The following is a 14,521-nucleotide window of genomic DNA, read 5'->3' on the forward strand; positions in this document are numbered from 1 at the left end:
CGTGGGGCCTGCGCCCAGCCCCAGGCGGTGATGTCGTCGAGCAGGTTGCGCAGACTGAGCACTGCCGACTGGGCCACCGCGGCCGAGACGGTGCGCCCGGCGCCCGCGGCGGCGCGCTGACCACGCCAGCCCCGGGTGCGATTCCATTTCAGGTAGCCCTCGATGCAGCTCCGGTCGAGTTCACGCAGGCTGATGACGTCGGGATGGTGAGCGGTGAGGTATTCGGCGAAGGCAGCAGGTCGTTGATCAGCGACTCGACCGATTTGGGCCGCAGCACCGCCGCGCGCACGCCGATGTAGCGCAGCAACGTCTGACGGATCGGGTCGGGCATCTCCACCTCGGTGAAGCGCTGCTCGAGGCTACGGGCCCACCGCCGGCGTTTCGGCGCGGTGTCGATGACCGCGGTCTCGAACAACAGCTGCCGCAGGCTGGCCAGCCGCCCCCTGTATGCCCGCCGCGACGATGGCGGCACCACGGTACGTGACAGCGCGGCGTCGAAGTCGTCGAGCGCGTCGCCGGTCAGGTCGGCGACCATTCCGCCGTGGTGTGCCAGCACTACCGCCAGACATTCGCCGAGGACCGTCTCGACCCAGGAACTCCTCCAGCCCAACCGAATTCCCGCATTCCGCAACGCGGCGAATCCGCTCGGATCCCGGTCCTCCACTGCGCGGCCCAGCCCGGTCAACTGTTTGACCGCGGCCAGCTCGACGTCCAGCCGTAACCGGCCGGTGCCGATCGTGTGACAGATCAGCGGCCACGCCCCGGTGTCCCGTATCTCGGCGATCCGCTCGGCTGCCGGCAGCGTCATCCAGGCGTGCAGGTCGCGGTGGCGTGCGGTGAAGTCGCGAGCGATCCGAATCCGGTCGCGTACCGCCCGCCCGCTCAAACCCAGGGTGGCGACGTGGTCGAGATAATCCGCCACCACCTCGTCGGCGCCTACGGGTTGGCCGACCAACACCGTGGTCACTGCCGGGCTCCGGCCAACGTCGCACGAGCAGCACCGTATTCGGCGGCGAGCTGCTCGATCGACAAATGCACGTAGCGGGCCGTGGTCTCCGGCGAGACATGCCCCATCAACGCCCGCAACGCCAGCAGATCGATTCCGGCCGCCGACAATTCGGTGCCGTAGGTATGCCGTAAACGGTGCGGGCGGACTCTTGTGGCGCCAGAGGTCTCCCGGTGCCGACGGAACAGGCTGCGCAGCCCGGCCTCGCTGACCGGTGCACCGGTCGTCGGGCCGCGCAGCACTACGAAGCACTGCGGCGTCGCCAACCCCGGCGGCCGCTCCCATCGCAGGTAGGCGGCGAGCTCGGTGAAGAACGCCGCATCGACCGGGACATGACGTTCCTTGCCGCCCTTGCCGATCACCCGAAGCCGGCGCCGGCCCATATCGACGTCGGCGAGCAGCAGGCCACGCGCCTCGGCCGAACGCAGCCCTCCGAGTAGCATCACCAGCACCATCGCCCGGTCCCGGTGCGTTGCCAGTGTCGCCAGGAACGCGTCGACATCGTTGGTGGACAACGATTCCGGAAGACGCTGCGGCTGACGCACCAACCTACCGCCACTGCGTGCACGCCCGGGACCCAGATGACCGAGCAACCCCCGCTGCGACTGGCGCAGCCCCTGTCCCCGCCGCGGCGACGGCACCGGATTGTCGGTGCAGACACCGGTCATCACCAGATACTCGAATAACGCGCGCACTGCCGCGACCCGGCGGTTCACCGTCGAAGCTGCCGGCGGGGTCGACGAGCGGTGACCGCCGGTGGGCTGGTCCGTTCGGCGGACGCCTTGCCAGTCGATCCAGTCGAACACCAACGGCGCATCGACCGCGGCGAGCCCGACCGCTTGCTGGACGAGGAACCGGCTCAAATTGGCGACGTCGAATGCGTAGGCCCGCACCGTGGCCGCGCTGAACCCCCGTCCCGCCAAATGGTTGAGAAACGCGTTCACCGCGTCCTGCCCGTCCCAGTCGCCCTCCAGGACATATCCGCTGTCGCTCTTGAGTACCCGCATCGCCGCTCCGCCTTCCCCCACCGAGATGCAGACAGCATCCATCCGTGCTCAGCGCTTGTGCGTGAACCTCACGCTGCAGCCCGAACCGTGTCCCCGGAGAGCCGGTTAACGGATAGTGGGTTGGTTGACCAGATCTTTTTCCAGTGGGCCACCGGGAAGTCGGCGAAGGCGGTGATGTCGGCGGCGGCCTCGCGCAACATGGTTTCGACCTTGGGGAACTGGCGGCCGAGCATGCCGGCGATGGTGTCGAGTTGTTCGCGCACGTGCTCGGCGTCTGGCTGGGCGAAGACGGTGCGGATCGCGGCGGCGACCATCTCTGCGGAGCCCTTGGGCACTTGGGCGAGCACGTTGCGCAGGAAGTGCACTCGACACCGCTGCCAGGCGGCCCCGATCAGCACGGCGTCAATGGCACTGCGCAGTCCGGCATGGGCATCGGAGATGACCAGTTGGACTCCGGCCAGACCGCGGGATTTCAACGACCGCAAAAACGCGGTCCAGAACGCCCCGTCCTCGGAGTCTCCGACCTCAAAGCCCAGTACCTCGCGGCGCCCGTCAGCGGCCACCCCGGTGGCGATGACCACCGCCTGCGACACCACCCGATGATTCACCCGGGCCTTGCAGTAGGTGGCGTCGAGGAAGACATACGGAAAGCGCTGATCACCCAACGGCCGGTCCCGGAAGGCCGCGACCTCGGTGTCGAGGTCTTTGCAGATCCGGCTGACCTCGCTTTTGGAGATCCCGGTATCGGTACCCAGTGCCTTGACCAGATCGTCGACCTTGCGGGTGGAGGTGCCGTGCAGGTAGGCCTCCATCACCACCGCGAACAAGCACTGATCGACCCGGCGACGCCGCTCCAACAACGCCGGGAAAAATGACCCGGTGCGCAGCTTGGGAATCCGCAGTTCCAGGTCCCCTGCGACCGTGGACAGCGTGCGCGGACGCGAGCCGTTGCGCTGATTGGAGCGGGTCTCGGTGCGCTCATGGGGAGAAGCCCCGATGAACGCGGTCAACTCCGCGTCGATCAAGGCTTGGTAGATCGTTTCGGCGGCTTGAGTGATCCGCTCACCGGCATCGGCGGTGCGCAGTGCGTCGAGCACCTCCAGCAAGGCAGACTGGTCCAGGGCCATCGCGATGTTCCTCTCGGTAGTGATTCTTGGTCGTTTCACCACAGAGACTCACGCGATGGCCCTCTTACGTCAGGGACCGACACGCCGCCATCACTTACACCACTCCCCGGGACGCTCCCCGAAAATCCATCATTCTCCGGTTTTCTGACAGCGCCGCGTTTAGCATCTGTGCCACCTTCAACGGGATGGAGTATTTGTGTCTGGCCGTAAGTCCAAAATCATTCTTGCCGTAATGCTGGCCCTCACTTACCCCACGGCCGCAGCCTGCACGGGCACCTACACGTGGTTAACCTGCACTGTGGTCAGCACTCCTTTTTAGTGCTGACCCACGTCTAGATTGCGCGCGCACGACCCGAGGTGCGCGCGAAGCCGTATTCAGGCCGACGAGCTGGATTCGAGATAGTCGGCCAGAATCCGGCTGACCAACGACTCGATATTGGCTTCGATCGACGACGCGAGCGTCGCGGTGACCGTCGCGACCGCTTGGGTGCGGAACCGCACCAGCATGGTGATCAGCTCGGCGATCTCGGCGTCGGCCGGCAATGGTTCGCCGGGCTTGATCCGATCGAGCACGTGTTCGGCGCCCGCGCGCACCAGCATGTCGCTGATCTTGTCGATCTCGGGGACGATCTGCTCGTGCAGGTCGATGAGCTTGTCGAACTCGACGCCGTAGCCGCGTATTTCGTTGAACGCCTCGATCAGCTTCGGGCGGGTCAGGGTGGCCCGGGTCCCGTCGACGCGGATCACCTGAAGCGCCACCAGGCGCTCGAACGCGCGGGGGTCGCCGACGAGTCGCTGCGCCTCGGCCAGCGACATGGTCTCCGGTTTCTCGGTGGTCCAGGTGCCCACGATGGCGGTTTCCAGGCCCAGCACGTCGCCGAGGTTCTTGCCTTGCTCCCAGGCGCTGAGCATTTCCCGGACGTGGGCGATGGTGTAGCCGCGGTCGAGCATCGATGTGATCAGCCGCAGCCGGGTCAGGTGGGTGTCGTTGAACAGCGCGATCCGGCCGACGCGCAGGGGCGGCGGCAGCAGCCCGCGATCACGGTAGACGCGAATGTTGCGGGTGGTGGTGCCGGCCAGCCGGGCCAGGTCCTCGATCCGGTACTCACCGGAGTTGGGGTCGCCGTGCGGGTGACGGACCGCCGCGTCGAAAAGCTGCGACACCGCGCCCTCGATGAGTTGGCGATATTCCCGCGACTGGCGCCGGACGCGCTTGGGTGCCCGCCGCACGTTGTGCAGCACGCTGGCGATGGTGCCCGGCTCCGGCCTGGAAGAACGGTAGGGTGCGCGCTCGGTTGCCATGTCGGTGCGCCGGCTCAGGCGGAGGAGGCGGCGGGTGTGCGGGCACGCCGCGCCACGGCCTGATAGTCCTGGTACCGGAAATCGCTCATCTGGCGAAGATACTGCGTGGCGAAGCCGGGATACATCGACCCGTTGAATCCGTCCTTGGTGAGGTACCAACTTCGGCACCCCGACATCCAGGTCGTCTTGGTGAGCCGGCGTTGAATGGCCTCGTTGTGGCGGCGTTGAACCTCTTCGCGCACATCGAGGTAGCGCAGGTCGTCGTTGAGAATGGTGGTGATGCCGCGGACCGCGTAGTCCAGCTGGCCCTCGATGTAGACCAGCAGCGAGTTGTGCCCCGGCCCGGAGTTGGGGCCGGTCATCACGAACAGGTTCGGGTAGCCGTGCACGTTGATGCTCTTGTAAGCCTGTGCGCCACCGGCCCATTCGGCGGCCAGCGATCGGCCCCCCAGCCCGGTGACCGGAAACGGCGGACCGGTCAGGTGCACGTCGTAGCCGGTGGCGAACACGATGCAGTCGAGGTGGTGCTCGATGCCGTCACTGGTGCGAATGCCGGCCGGGCTCAACGTGGCGATCGGCCAGTCGATGAGCTTGCAGTTGTCGCGTTGCAGCGCCGGGTAGTAGTCGCTCGAGACCAGCATGCGCTTGCAGCCGGGCCGGAAGTCCGGCGTCAGCTGACGGCGCAGCCACGGATCCTTCACCTGAGCGCGCAGATGCGCCTTTCCGAGCCGGGCGACCAGCGACGTCAACGGCGTGTCCCACACCAGCGCGGTGGCGCTGGCTTCGTGGCCCCAGTACAGCGCCTGGCGGGCAAGTTCCTGTGCGGCAGGGACTTTCGCGAACAACGCCTGGACAGCCGGTGGGGTGGCGACATCCAGCCGCGGCAGCACCCAGCACGGGGTGCGCTGAAACACCTTGACGAACCCGGCCTGCTTGACCAGTTCGGGGATGATCTGGATGGCGCTGGCGCCGGTCCCGATGACCGCGACCCGCTTGCCCGCGAAGTCGTAGTCGTGGTCCCAGCGCGCGCTGTGGATCTTGTGCCCGCGGTAGCTGTCCAGCCCACGGATGTCGGGGAAGCTGACGTCGGACAGGGGACCCGACGCCAGCACCACGGTGCGGGCGCGGAACTTCTTGCGGTTCTTGGTGGTGGCGGTCCACACGCCGGCGTCCTCGTCGAAGGCCAAACCGCTGACCTCGTGGCCGAACCTGATGCGCCGGCGAATGTCGAACCGGTCCGCCATGTCCTCGAGGTGGCGATAGATCTCGGGGGCCGGCGAGTAGGTTCGCGACCAGGTCGGGTTCTTGACGAACGAGTAGGAATACAGCAGCGAGGGAACGTCGCAGCTGGCACCGGGATACGTCGTGTCACGCCAGGTTCCGCCGACCCGGTCGGCGCGCTCCAGTATCACGATGTCGTCGACTCCGGCCTCGGCCAGTCGGATCGCCGCACCCAGACCGGTGAAGCCGGCTCCGATGATGAGCGCCGCGTGGGCGTGATCGCGTGCCATGCTCACGCCGCCGGCTCGTGGGTGAGTTCTTCCACCCAGGATGGCACCCGCGGAAGTAGCAGCCGCGGATACCGGTCGGAAAGCCACACCATCGAATTCGCCAGCAGGTGGTAGGGGTGGCGTGGGTTGGTGACCACTCCGGCGTAGCGCCTCAGGAAACGATAGGTCGGCACCCGAGTGGTGCGTTCGCCGCGATCGCCAAGCTCTTTGAATCGTTTCACCGCCCGGTAGAGCCGCTCCGGCTCCATGCCCATGGCGGTGATCTCGTTGCGGATCCGGTTGATCAGCGGTGCGCCGGTGATCGCACCGATGATGAGGCCCGGGGTGGCATGGTGACCGACGAAGTCGATCAGCAACCGCCGGACCTTGGCGTGCCCGATCATGTCGAGGACTTCGAAATCGACGACGAGATGGCGGGATTCGTCATTGTTGATCTTCTCGAAGACCTGATGGCAGATGGGGTCGTGCACCTCGTCGAGGAGAAATTTCAACAGGGCGCCGTCCAGTGCCACCTCGAGCATCGGGATGACGGTGCCCAGCAGCGACAGCGGCATGTCGTCGGCCCAGCGGTCCAACCAGTCGATCGCCAGCCGGATGTTCACGTTCGGCTCGGGAATCTCACCGTCGGTGAGCATGCCCCAGCGTTTCATCAGCGCCAGTTCGGCGTTGGCGTGCCGCTGCTCCTCGGCGTGAAAGTAGCGGTAGATCTCGGCGATGGTCGGGGTGGGCGCCTTCTTCGCCAGTGCCGCGAATCCCCTGGCGCCGATGTTCTCGATCCAGCACAGGTCGGCCATGAACGCCTTGAGCTGTGGCCGCTGTTCGTCACTGATCATGTCGGCGCCGGGCGCGGTCCAATCGATGTCGGCGAGCGCCCACTGTCGATCCTTGATCTTGGCGAGCATGGCTTCCATGTCGATGGCCACCGGAGGCTCCTTTCCGTCGGGTGATCAGGGCAGGTTGATTCGGGACACCAGGCCGGCTGCTCGCGTATAGGCCTGCGGGGCAAGGCGTTTGATGTGCCAGCCGATTTGTGCGTCGAGCTGCGGCATGCAGTACAGGTCGCCGCGGTCGTGCGCGTCCAAGCAGATGCGGGCGACTTTGTCCGCGGAGAACCCGGTCCAGCGCATCAGTTTTGCGGCCAGTTCGCCGGATTCCTCGCTGATTCGCCCGGATTCGAGGATGGTCGTCTTGACGAACGTCGGGCACAGCACGGTGACCCGCACCGGCGTGCCGGACAGCTCGGCGGCCAGGGTCTCGGACAGTGACAGCACGCCCGCCTTGCTGACGTTGTAGGCCGCCATGCCGGGGGCCGCGCCGAACGCCGCGGCCGAGGCCACGTTGATGATGCCCCGCGGCGCGGCCGACGGCGCGGCGTCGCGCAGGATCGGGGTGAACACATGACAGCCGTGAATGGGACCCCACAGGTTGATTCCCAGCGTCCACTGCCAATCGTCCAGTGGCGCATCACCGATGGCCGCGCCGCCGGCGCCGACACCGGCGTTGTTGATCACCAGTGTGGGTGGGGCGCCGAACCAGGACTGCGACTGCTCGGCCAGCGCCTGCACGACCCCGAATTGCGAGACATCACAACGGGTTGCGAGGGCTTTCGCGCCGTGTTCGGTGATCGCGTCGGCCGTCCGCTGGGCCGCGGCTTGGTCGATATCGCTGCACACGACGGTGCCGCCGCGCTTGCCCAGTTCGAGGGCGAAGGCCGCACCGATGCCGCTTCCCGCGCCGGTCACCACCGCCAGGGCGCCGCGGCTGGTCTTCGATCGGTGCAGCAGCCGGTCCAACATGTCAGTGCACCTCCTGGGTGAGGGCACGGGCATCCTGCAGGGCGTGGGTGATGAACCGCGCGACATAGGCCATGGCCTTGGCGGCTTCGGGCGTCATGCGCGGCAACGCCTGAAAGACGTGCACCTGGTGCGGCCAGATCTGTAGTTCGCATCTGCCGCCGGCGGTGCGGATGTCGGCGGCGAGTTGGTGGGCGTCCGCTTGCAGCATTTCGGCTCCGCCGGCCTGGATCAGTGTGGGCGGAAGCACGGGACCGCGGGCGACGTCGAGCGTCAGCCGCTCATGGGTGAGGTCGACGCCGCTGTGGTAGAGGCCCACCAGCCGGATCGCGTTGGCCGCCCGGGTGGCCGGATCGGGGCGAATCCGTTCTCGCGCCTTGGCCAGCTCGAACGTCAGGTCATAGAGGGGGGAGAACAACACCATGGCGGCGGGGTGTTCGACCCCCGGTTGCAGCAGTAGGTCGACCGACAGGTGACCGCCGGCCGAGTCACCGGCGATCACCATCTGTTCGGGCGGCACACCGCAGGTGTTGATCAGCCAGTCCCAGCCGGCGCGCACGTCGTCGGCGGCGGTGGGGAAGCGATGACGCGGGGCCAGTCGGTAGTCCACGCAGAACACCGGCAGGCCGGTCAGCGACGACAGCCAGGATGTCAAGCGGCGGTGCGTCTTTGGCGAACACACCGCGTAGCCGCTGCCGTGTATGTAGTAGATCGCTTCGGCGATGCTGGACGGGCGCGAGTGCTCGCTCGTCGGGGTGCGCGGGCCGAAGACCCATTCACCCTTGACCCGGCGGCCGTCGGGCAGCCTGGTGTCCACCGATTGGACGCGGGTGCCGGACAACGAGGGGCCGAACGTTCCCATGATCCGGGCGACGATCTGGCGCGACAGCCACAGCCCCCATGCCCGCTCGGGCGGGATCACGCTGGTGATCGGCCGAAGGGTGTACGTACTTACCGCTGCCGCGCCGCGGGACCGCAATGACCCGCGAGCCGGAACACCGCCCGTCATGCAATGCAGTCAACACCAAATGGTGACATTGGTCAATGGCAGCTTTTGGATCTGCGCCGTACGCGTGGTGCTTGGTGGGCTGGGCGTCTGGAGTACGACGCCGATCACCTCGACGACGCCAGTCGCGATATCAACGCCATGATCGGTACGACTAATGGATAACTCATGAGTCGGTCATCGCCGAGCGGATCACCTCCAGGTCGTGATCATCGATCTTGAACACTCCGAACCGAAACTTGTAGCCCCACCGAGCCTTATCTTCGATGAAGTCGAGTTGGTCGATCAGCGGTCGGATCGGTGTCTGCGTGCAGTCGAGGAAGTCGACTTTGCGGCGCCACGGCTGAAAGTCAGGCGTCATCTCCGCTCGATATGGCTCGTCGTCGGCAACTTGTCCAATAGCGGTGAAGGCCTGTAGTGGCTCGCCGTCGGGATAGACGGTCTTGGGTGAGTAGAAGACAATCCAGTCACCTCGGGCCATTTTGCGAAGCATGTGCGGCTTGCCGTGGTTGGCCTGGGTGAAGCGGCCGCGGACCCCCGCTTCGACATGGTCACGGCTGACGGTATTGATCCAGTTCGTCATGACCGCATGCTAAGCGGAGCGACAGACACATCTTGGTGCTTGCTCGTCGGGCTGTGGATAACAATCGGCGATTACGTCGCGGGGGAAAGCACGGACCCGAGTCGTAATTGCTTGCTGTGCGCCCGCACGGGCGCACGGTCAAGCCGAAGGGTTCCGACCTCACGCGGCTGAGTCGGGCCGCGTCAGGCCATCGATCTCGGGGAGGGGCCGTCGGCAGATTTTGTCGGCCTCGTTTGCGCGAAGCCCGAACAATCGCAGCACACTGGCGGTCACCTGATCGGTGGCGAGCTCGTCGTCCCGCGAAGGTTCGTCGTGCAGCAGTTGGCCAAGACCCATCAGTGCACCGCCGGCGACGGCCAACGCCAGGCGTGGGTCGTCGACGCGGAATCGGCCCGCCTCAATGGCATCCTTGATGTCGCGCAACGCGCGGGGTGCCAGGCCGCGATCGGAGGACATCAGTGACAGTCCGTTCGCCAGCAGCACCTTGCTCTCTTCTGGGCGGCGCCGAAAGAACCGGCCGGTGAGCCGAAAGCTGCACGCAAACTTCTCGGCCGGGTCGTCCAGGTCCGCGACGAGCTGGTCGAGGAGTGCGCCGTGGGCGTCGAGCACCTCGGCGACGGCCGCCTCGAACAGTTCTTCCTTGCTCTCGAAGTGGTTGTAAAACGACCCCATGCCGACGTCGGCTGCCTGGGTGATCTCCAGGATCGGCGCGTTGAGCTTGCCCGAGGCGATGAATGCCTGTGCCGCCCGGATCAACGCGGTGCGCGTGCGCTGCTTGCGACGCTCTAAACGATTCGGCGTAACGCCATCGGCCAGATCTGCTGCCACGTCGGTCTCCTTCCCGTCTGCTCCATCGTAGCCGACTCGGTCACTTTTGAGGATTTCGTCAAATAGTCCTTGACTGAGGATAGCATCGTATGTGACGATTTCGTCAGTCAATGGAGGAGTTGCAGATGACCAGCACGGTCGGCGCCCACAATGGCCTGCACAGCGAACGGGGAGCCCGCAAGGGCGAACACCCGGGACGCTCACGCAATCCGGTGATCAAGGTCGACGACCTTGCGTGGCTGGAGTTCCAGAAGCCGGACCTGGTTCGCGCCGAAGCGTTCGCCCACGCGTTCGGCTTCACGACCGTGTTGCGCAGCGACGATGAGCTGCAGCTGCGTGGTACCGACGCGGGCACGCCCTGCGTGCTGATCCGCCGCGGCCCGCGGTCACGGTTCGCCGGCGTGGCGTTCCAAGCGGCCGATGAAGCCGATCTGCGGCGGCTGGGCAAGGCCACCGGTGCCCCGATCCAGGCGTTGCCCGCGACCATCGGCGGCACCACAGTCGATCTCGTCGACCCGAGCGGTATCCCCGTCCGTGTCGTTGCCGGCGCCCACCAACTCGAGGCTCTTCCGGCACAGACGCCGCACACCTTCAACTTCGGACACGAGCTGCGGCGCGCCAACGCCACGCAGCGCCCGCCCCGCGAGCCCGCGCGTGTGCAACGGCTCGGACACGTGGTAATGCAGACGACGACGTATCTGCAAGCGCTGGACTGGTATTTAGATCACCTGGGATTGATCGTCAGCGACTTCCTGTTCTTCCCCGGTCAGCGCGACCGCGGGCCGACGATGAGTTTCATCCGCTGTGACCGTGGCCAGACTCCCGCCGACCATCACACTCTCGCGATGGCGCTGGGGCCGAGCAACCGCTATGTGCACTCGGCGTACCAGGTCTGCGACCTCGACGCCCTAGCCGCCGGCGGTGAGTATTTGAAAGACCATGGCTACCAACGATCCTGGGGGATCGGGCGCCACATCCAGGGCAGCCAGATCTTCGACTACTGGCGCGACCCGGACGGCTTCTTGGTGGAGCACTTCAGCGACGGCGACATGTTCGATTGCACGCTGGAGCCGGGCTGGGCGCCGTTCACCGCCTCCGGCCTGGCGCAGTGGGGGCCTCCCGCGAGCAAGAACTTCCTCGGCACCAATCCCAAAGCCCTTCCGCACGAGGCGTGCTCGATGATCAGTGCGCTTCGCCACCGCAACGAATTCGATATCCACCGTCTTATCGGCCTGATGAAAGTAGCCAACTCATGACCATCTCGATCCTGCGCACCGCCGACGCCTGGTGGGTCCAAACCGCGACTGGCGCCGTCAAGGTCAACACCGACGCCACCACTACGCGGGAGCTGCTGGCCGACCGTGCCGCCATCGACGCCGCCGCCTCCAGTTCCGACGCTGTGCCCGTCGAAGGCCTGAACCTTTTGTCTCCGGTGACGGCGCCGTGTCGGGTGGTGGCCCAGATGACCAATTTCGCGTCGCACGTCAAAGACGCGGGCATGGATCCCAACACCATCCCACTGACGTTCTTCCGCAAGGCATCTGGTTCGATCACTGGACCGTTCGACGACATCGTCAAGCCCGACCACGTTCGTTTCCTGGACTACGAGGTCGAGATCGGTCTGGTCATCGGCCGCGAGCTGCCCGTCGGCGCAGCCGTCAGCGAGGCGAACCTGGCGGATTACACCGCAGGTGCGGTGGTGACCAACGATGTGTCGGCGCGTGATATCCAGCTTCCGAAAACTCAGTTCTACGAATCGAAGTCGTACCCGACGTTCACCCCGGTCGGTCCCGCACTGGTGCTGCTCGACGCTGACGAGCTGAAGCGCTTCGGCGACCTGCGGCTTCAGCTGCGAGTCAACGGTCAGGTTCGCCAGGACATGCGCGTCGACGGCGACATGATCTACCCACCGGTGCAGGCATTGCAGGCGTTGGCGCGGTTCCAGCGCCTCGACCCGGGCGATCTGGTCTTGACCGGCACCCCGGTCGGCACCGCGCTCAGCGCCCCGCCCAAGCCCGTGCAGATCATCGCGTCGCTGCTGCCGCCCGCGGTGAAATGGAAAGCGTTCTTCAACGCCCAAGCCAAAAACCCGAAGTACCTGCGCGACGGCGATGTCGTCGAAACCGCCATTGCAACCGATGATGGCGCCATCGACCTCGGCACACAGCGCAATGTGGTGAGATTTGCGAAATGAGCACCGGCGCCACATCTTTGGACTACTGCTGATCGATATGCACCAAACCGCAAGCAAGGAGCGGAAATGACGGATTCACCCGCGTACAAGCATGCGGAAGAATCCGTGCCGGTTGTCATCGTGGGTGCCGGCCCGACCGGGATCACCGCCGCGACGTTGTTGGCTCAGCATGGCATTCGTTGCCTTGTCCTGGAGCGCTGGGACGATGTCTATCCGCAACCCCGTGCTGTCCATCTCGACGACGAGGTTCGTCGCATCCTGGCTCGGCTAGGTATCAACGATGAATTCGCTGCGATCTCGCGCCCGGCGTTGGGCCTGCGACTTCTCGATCCCGAGTTCGGAGTGCTCGCTCAGTTCAACCGCGATCCAGCCGAAAGTGTCCATGGATTCCCGCAAGCCAACATGTTTGATCAGCCGGAGTTCGAGGCGCTGCTGCGCAGGAATCTAAAGAACTTTCCCGGCGCCGTTATGAGAGGCAATTCGGAAGTCACCGATGTGACCCAAACAGAGGTGGGGCGCGTGCGAGTGACGTTCGCCGATCGCGCCACCGGCGAGGGACACGTCGTCGATGCGGATTACGTTCTGGGCTGCGATGGCGCGAACAGTGTGGTGCGGTCGGCGATCGGGGCCGCGATGGACGATCTGCACTTTGAGCAACGCTGGCTGGTCGTCGACGTGGCTACCGACGTCGATCTCAATCAGTGGGACGGCGTGTATCAGGTATGCAGTCCGGTGCGAGCCGCGACGTACGGTCACGTCCCGTGGAGTGGTGTAAGAGCGGTCGCGTGTCCGCGTGTGGCTCTGTGGTAGCCACTATGCCGTGAGAGCGGCTGTGGGGGCAATGGTTTCGGCACTTTGGTCACTGACGTCGAGCAGAGCGAGGCTGGTCTCGGAGAGGTAGCGCTTGTCGGCGACCTGCCATTCGTCGTGGGCCTCAACGAGTACCGAGCCGGCCAGCCGTAACAGCGCGGCGGGGTTGGGGCACACGCCGACGACGTCGGTGCGGCGTTTGATTTCCTTGTTCAATCGCTCCAGTGGGTTGGTTGACCAGATCTTTTTCCAGTGGGCCACCGGGAAGTCGGCGAAGGCGGTGATGTCGGCGGCGGCCTCGCGCAACATGGTTTCGACCTTGGGGAACTGGCGGCCGAGCATGCCGGCGATGGTGTCGAGTTGTTCGCGCACGTGCTCGGCGTCTGGCTGGGCGAAGACGGTGCGGATCGCGGCGGCGACCATCTCTGCGGAGCCCTTGGGCACTTGGGCGAGCACGTTGCGCAGGAAGTGCACTCGACACCGCTGCCAGGCGGCCCCGATCAGCACGGCGTCAATGGCACTGCGCAGTCCGGCATGGGCATCGGAGATGACCAGTTGGACTCCGGCCAGACCGCGGGATTTCAACGACCGCAAAAACGCGGTCCAGAACGCCCCGTCCTCGGAGTCTCCGACCTCAAAGCCCAGTACCTCGCGGCGCCCGTCAGCGGCCACCCCGGTGGCGATGACCACCGCCTGCGACACCACCCGATGATTCACCCGGGCCTTGCAGTAGGTGGCGTCGAGGAAGACATACGGAAAGCGCTGATCACCCAACGGCCGGTCCCGGAAGGCCGCGACCTCGGTGTCGAGGTCTTTGCAGATCCGGCTGACCTCGCTTTTGGAGATCCCGGTATCGGTACCCAGTGCCTTGACCAGATCGTCGACCTTGCGGGTGGAGGTGCCGTGCAGGTAGGCCTCCATCACCACCGCGAACAAGCACTGATCGACCCGGCGACGCCGCTCCAACAACGCCGGGAAAAATGACCCGGTGCGCAGCTTGGGAATCCGCAGTTCCAGGTCCCCTGCGACCGTGGACAGCGTGCGCGGACGCGAGCCGTTGCGCTGATTGGAGCGGGTCTCGGTGCGCTCATGGGGAGAAGCCCCGATGAACGCGGTCAACTCCGCGTCGATCAAGGCTTGGTAGATCGTTTCGGCGGCTTGAGTGATCCGCTCACCGGCATCGGCGGTGCGCAGTGCGTCGAGCACCTCCAGCAAGGCAGACTGGTCCAGGGCCATCGCGATGTTCCTCTCGGTAGTGATTCTTGGTCGTTTCACCACAGAGACTCACGCGATGGCCCTCTTACGTCAGGGACCGACACGCCGCCATCACTTACACCACTCCCCGGGACGCTCC

General features: G+C 65.6%; 11 protein-coding genes and 3 pseudogenes. 3 read left to right on the top strand and 11 right to left on the bottom strand.

Translation table 11 applies throughout. The features are described from left to right. From NF20_RS25145 to NF20_RS25190, 10 genes and pseudogenes are all read right to left on the bottom strand, one after another. Window positions 1-967, bottom strand: a pseudogene (locus NF20_RS25145) (integrase); the annotation flags it as partial. Then, window positions 964-2,013 (bottom strand): tyrosine-type recombinase/integrase, encoded by a 1,050-nt coding sequence (locus NF20_RS25150; RefSeq protein WP_007172498.1) that lies wholly within the window; start codon window positions 2,011-2,013, stop codon window positions 964-966. The pseudogene NF20_RS25145 and the gene NF20_RS25150, both read right to left, overlap by 4 nt. Before the next feature lie 113 nt (window positions 2,014-2,126). Continuing rightward, window positions 2,127-3,140: pseudogene (locus NF20_RS25155) on the bottom strand (IS256-like element IS1245 family transposase); the annotation flags it as partial. Window positions 3,141-3,515: 375 nt separating this feature from the next. Then, a complete protein-coding gene (locus NF20_RS25160) occupies window positions 3,516-4,442 on the bottom strand; it encodes a MerR family transcriptional regulator (RefSeq protein WP_019732316.1) in 927 nt (308 codons plus the stop codon). 14 nt (window positions 4,443-4,456) lie between these two features. Then, window positions 4,457-5,959, bottom strand: coding sequence for a flavin-containing monooxygenase (locus tag NF20_RS25165; RefSeq protein WP_003878366.1), 1,503 nt, complete (start codon window positions 5,957-5,959; stop codon window positions 4,457-4,459). After that, entirely contained in the window at window positions 5,956-6,876 is a 921-nt protein-coding gene (locus tag NF20_RS25170) for a hypothetical protein (protein WP_003878365.1), read from the bottom strand. The genes NF20_RS25165 and NF20_RS25170 overlap by 4 nt, the downstream gene beginning before the upstream one ends. A gap of 24 nt (window positions 6,877-6,900) precedes the next feature. Continuing rightward, a complete protein-coding gene (locus tag NF20_RS25175) occupies window positions 6,901-7,749 on the bottom strand; it encodes an SDR family NAD(P)-dependent oxidoreductase (protein ID WP_011724338.1) in 849 nt (282 codons plus the stop codon). A gap of 1 nt (window position 7,750) precedes the next feature. After that, a complete protein-coding gene (locus NF20_RS25180) occupies window positions 7,751-8,755 on the bottom strand; it encodes an alpha/beta hydrolase (protein ID WP_023898327.1) in 1,005 nt (334 codons plus the stop codon). 163 nt (window positions 8,756-8,918) lie between these two features. Continuing rightward, window positions 8,919-9,335 (bottom strand): EVE domain-containing protein, encoded by a 417-nt coding sequence (locus tag NF20_RS25185; RefSeq protein ID WP_011724341.1) that lies wholly within the window; start codon window positions 9,333-9,335, stop codon window positions 8,919-8,921. Between the two features lie 159 nt (window positions 9,336-9,494). Next, a complete protein-coding gene (locus tag NF20_RS25190; protein WP_011724342.1) occupies window positions 9,495-10,163 on the bottom strand; it encodes a TetR/AcrR family transcriptional regulator in 669 nt (222 codons plus the stop codon). Between the two features lie 125 nt (window positions 10,164-10,288). Between NF20_RS25190 and NF20_RS25195 the strand changes: the two genes are divergently transcribed. The 3 genes and pseudogenes from NF20_RS25195 to NF20_RS25205 all read left to right on the top strand — a co-directional run. Further along, a complete protein-coding gene (locus tag NF20_RS25195; protein WP_033710473.1) occupies window positions 10,289-11,419 on the top strand; it encodes a VOC family protein in 1,131 nt (376 codons plus the stop codon). Beyond that, a complete protein-coding gene (locus tag NF20_RS25200) occupies window positions 11,416-12,357 on the top strand; it encodes a fumarylacetoacetate hydrolase family protein (protein WP_011724344.1) in 942 nt (313 codons plus the stop codon). The genes NF20_RS25195 and NF20_RS25200 overlap by 4 nt, the downstream gene beginning before the upstream one ends. Before the next feature lie 66 nt (window positions 12,358-12,423). After that, window positions 12,424-13,107 (top strand): annotated as a pseudogene (locus NF20_RS25205) (FAD-dependent monooxygenase); the annotation flags it as partial. 63 nt (window positions 13,108-13,170) lie between these two features. Here NF20_RS25205 and NF20_RS25210 read toward each other — a convergent pair. Then, window positions 13,171-14,403, bottom strand: coding sequence for an IS256-like element IS1245 family transposase (locus NF20_RS25210; protein ID WP_033717572.1), 1,233 nt, complete (start codon window positions 14,401-14,403; stop codon window positions 13,171-13,173). Window positions 14,404-14,521 lie beyond the last annotated feature (118 nt).

Source organism: Mycobacterium sp. MAC_080597_8934 (assembly GCF_000523975.1).
Taxonomy (GTDB): domain Bacteria; phylum Actinomycetota; class Actinomycetes; order Mycobacteriales; family Mycobacteriaceae; genus Mycobacterium; species Mycobacterium avium.

Bases quoted from the DNA above. Each gene is read 5' to 3' on its own strand.
- NF20_RS25185 (WP_011724341.1), bottom strand. From the start codon at position 9,335: ATGACGAACTGGATCAATACCGTCAGCCGTGACCATGTCGAAGCGGGG.
- NF20_RS25210 (WP_033717572.1), bottom strand. From the start codon at position 14,403: ATGGCCCTGGACCAGTCTGCCTTGCTGGAGGTGCTCGACGCACTGCGC.
- NF20_RS25150 (WP_007172498.1), bottom strand. From the start codon at position 2,013: ATGCGGGTACTCAAGAGCGACAGCGGATATGTCCTGGAGGGCGACTGG.
- NF20_RS25160 (WP_019732316.1), bottom strand. From the start codon at position 4,442: ATGGCAACCGAGCGCGCACCCTACCGTTCTTCCAGGCCGGAGCCGGGC.
- NF20_RS25195 (WP_033710473.1), top strand. From the start codon at position 10,289: ATGACCAGCACGGTCGGCGCCCACAATGGCCTGCACAGCGAACGGGGA.
- NF20_RS25175 (WP_011724338.1), bottom strand. From the start codon at position 7,749: ATGTTGGACCGGCTGCTGCACCGATCGAAGACCAGCCGCGGCGCCCTG.
- NF20_RS25200 (WP_011724344.1), top strand. From the start codon at position 11,416: ATGACCATCTCGATCCTGCGCACCGCCGACGCCTGGTGGGTCCAAACC.
- NF20_RS25180 (WP_023898327.1), bottom strand. From the start codon at position 8,755: ATGACGGGCGGTGTTCCGGCTCGCGGGTCATTGCGGTCCCGCGGCGCG.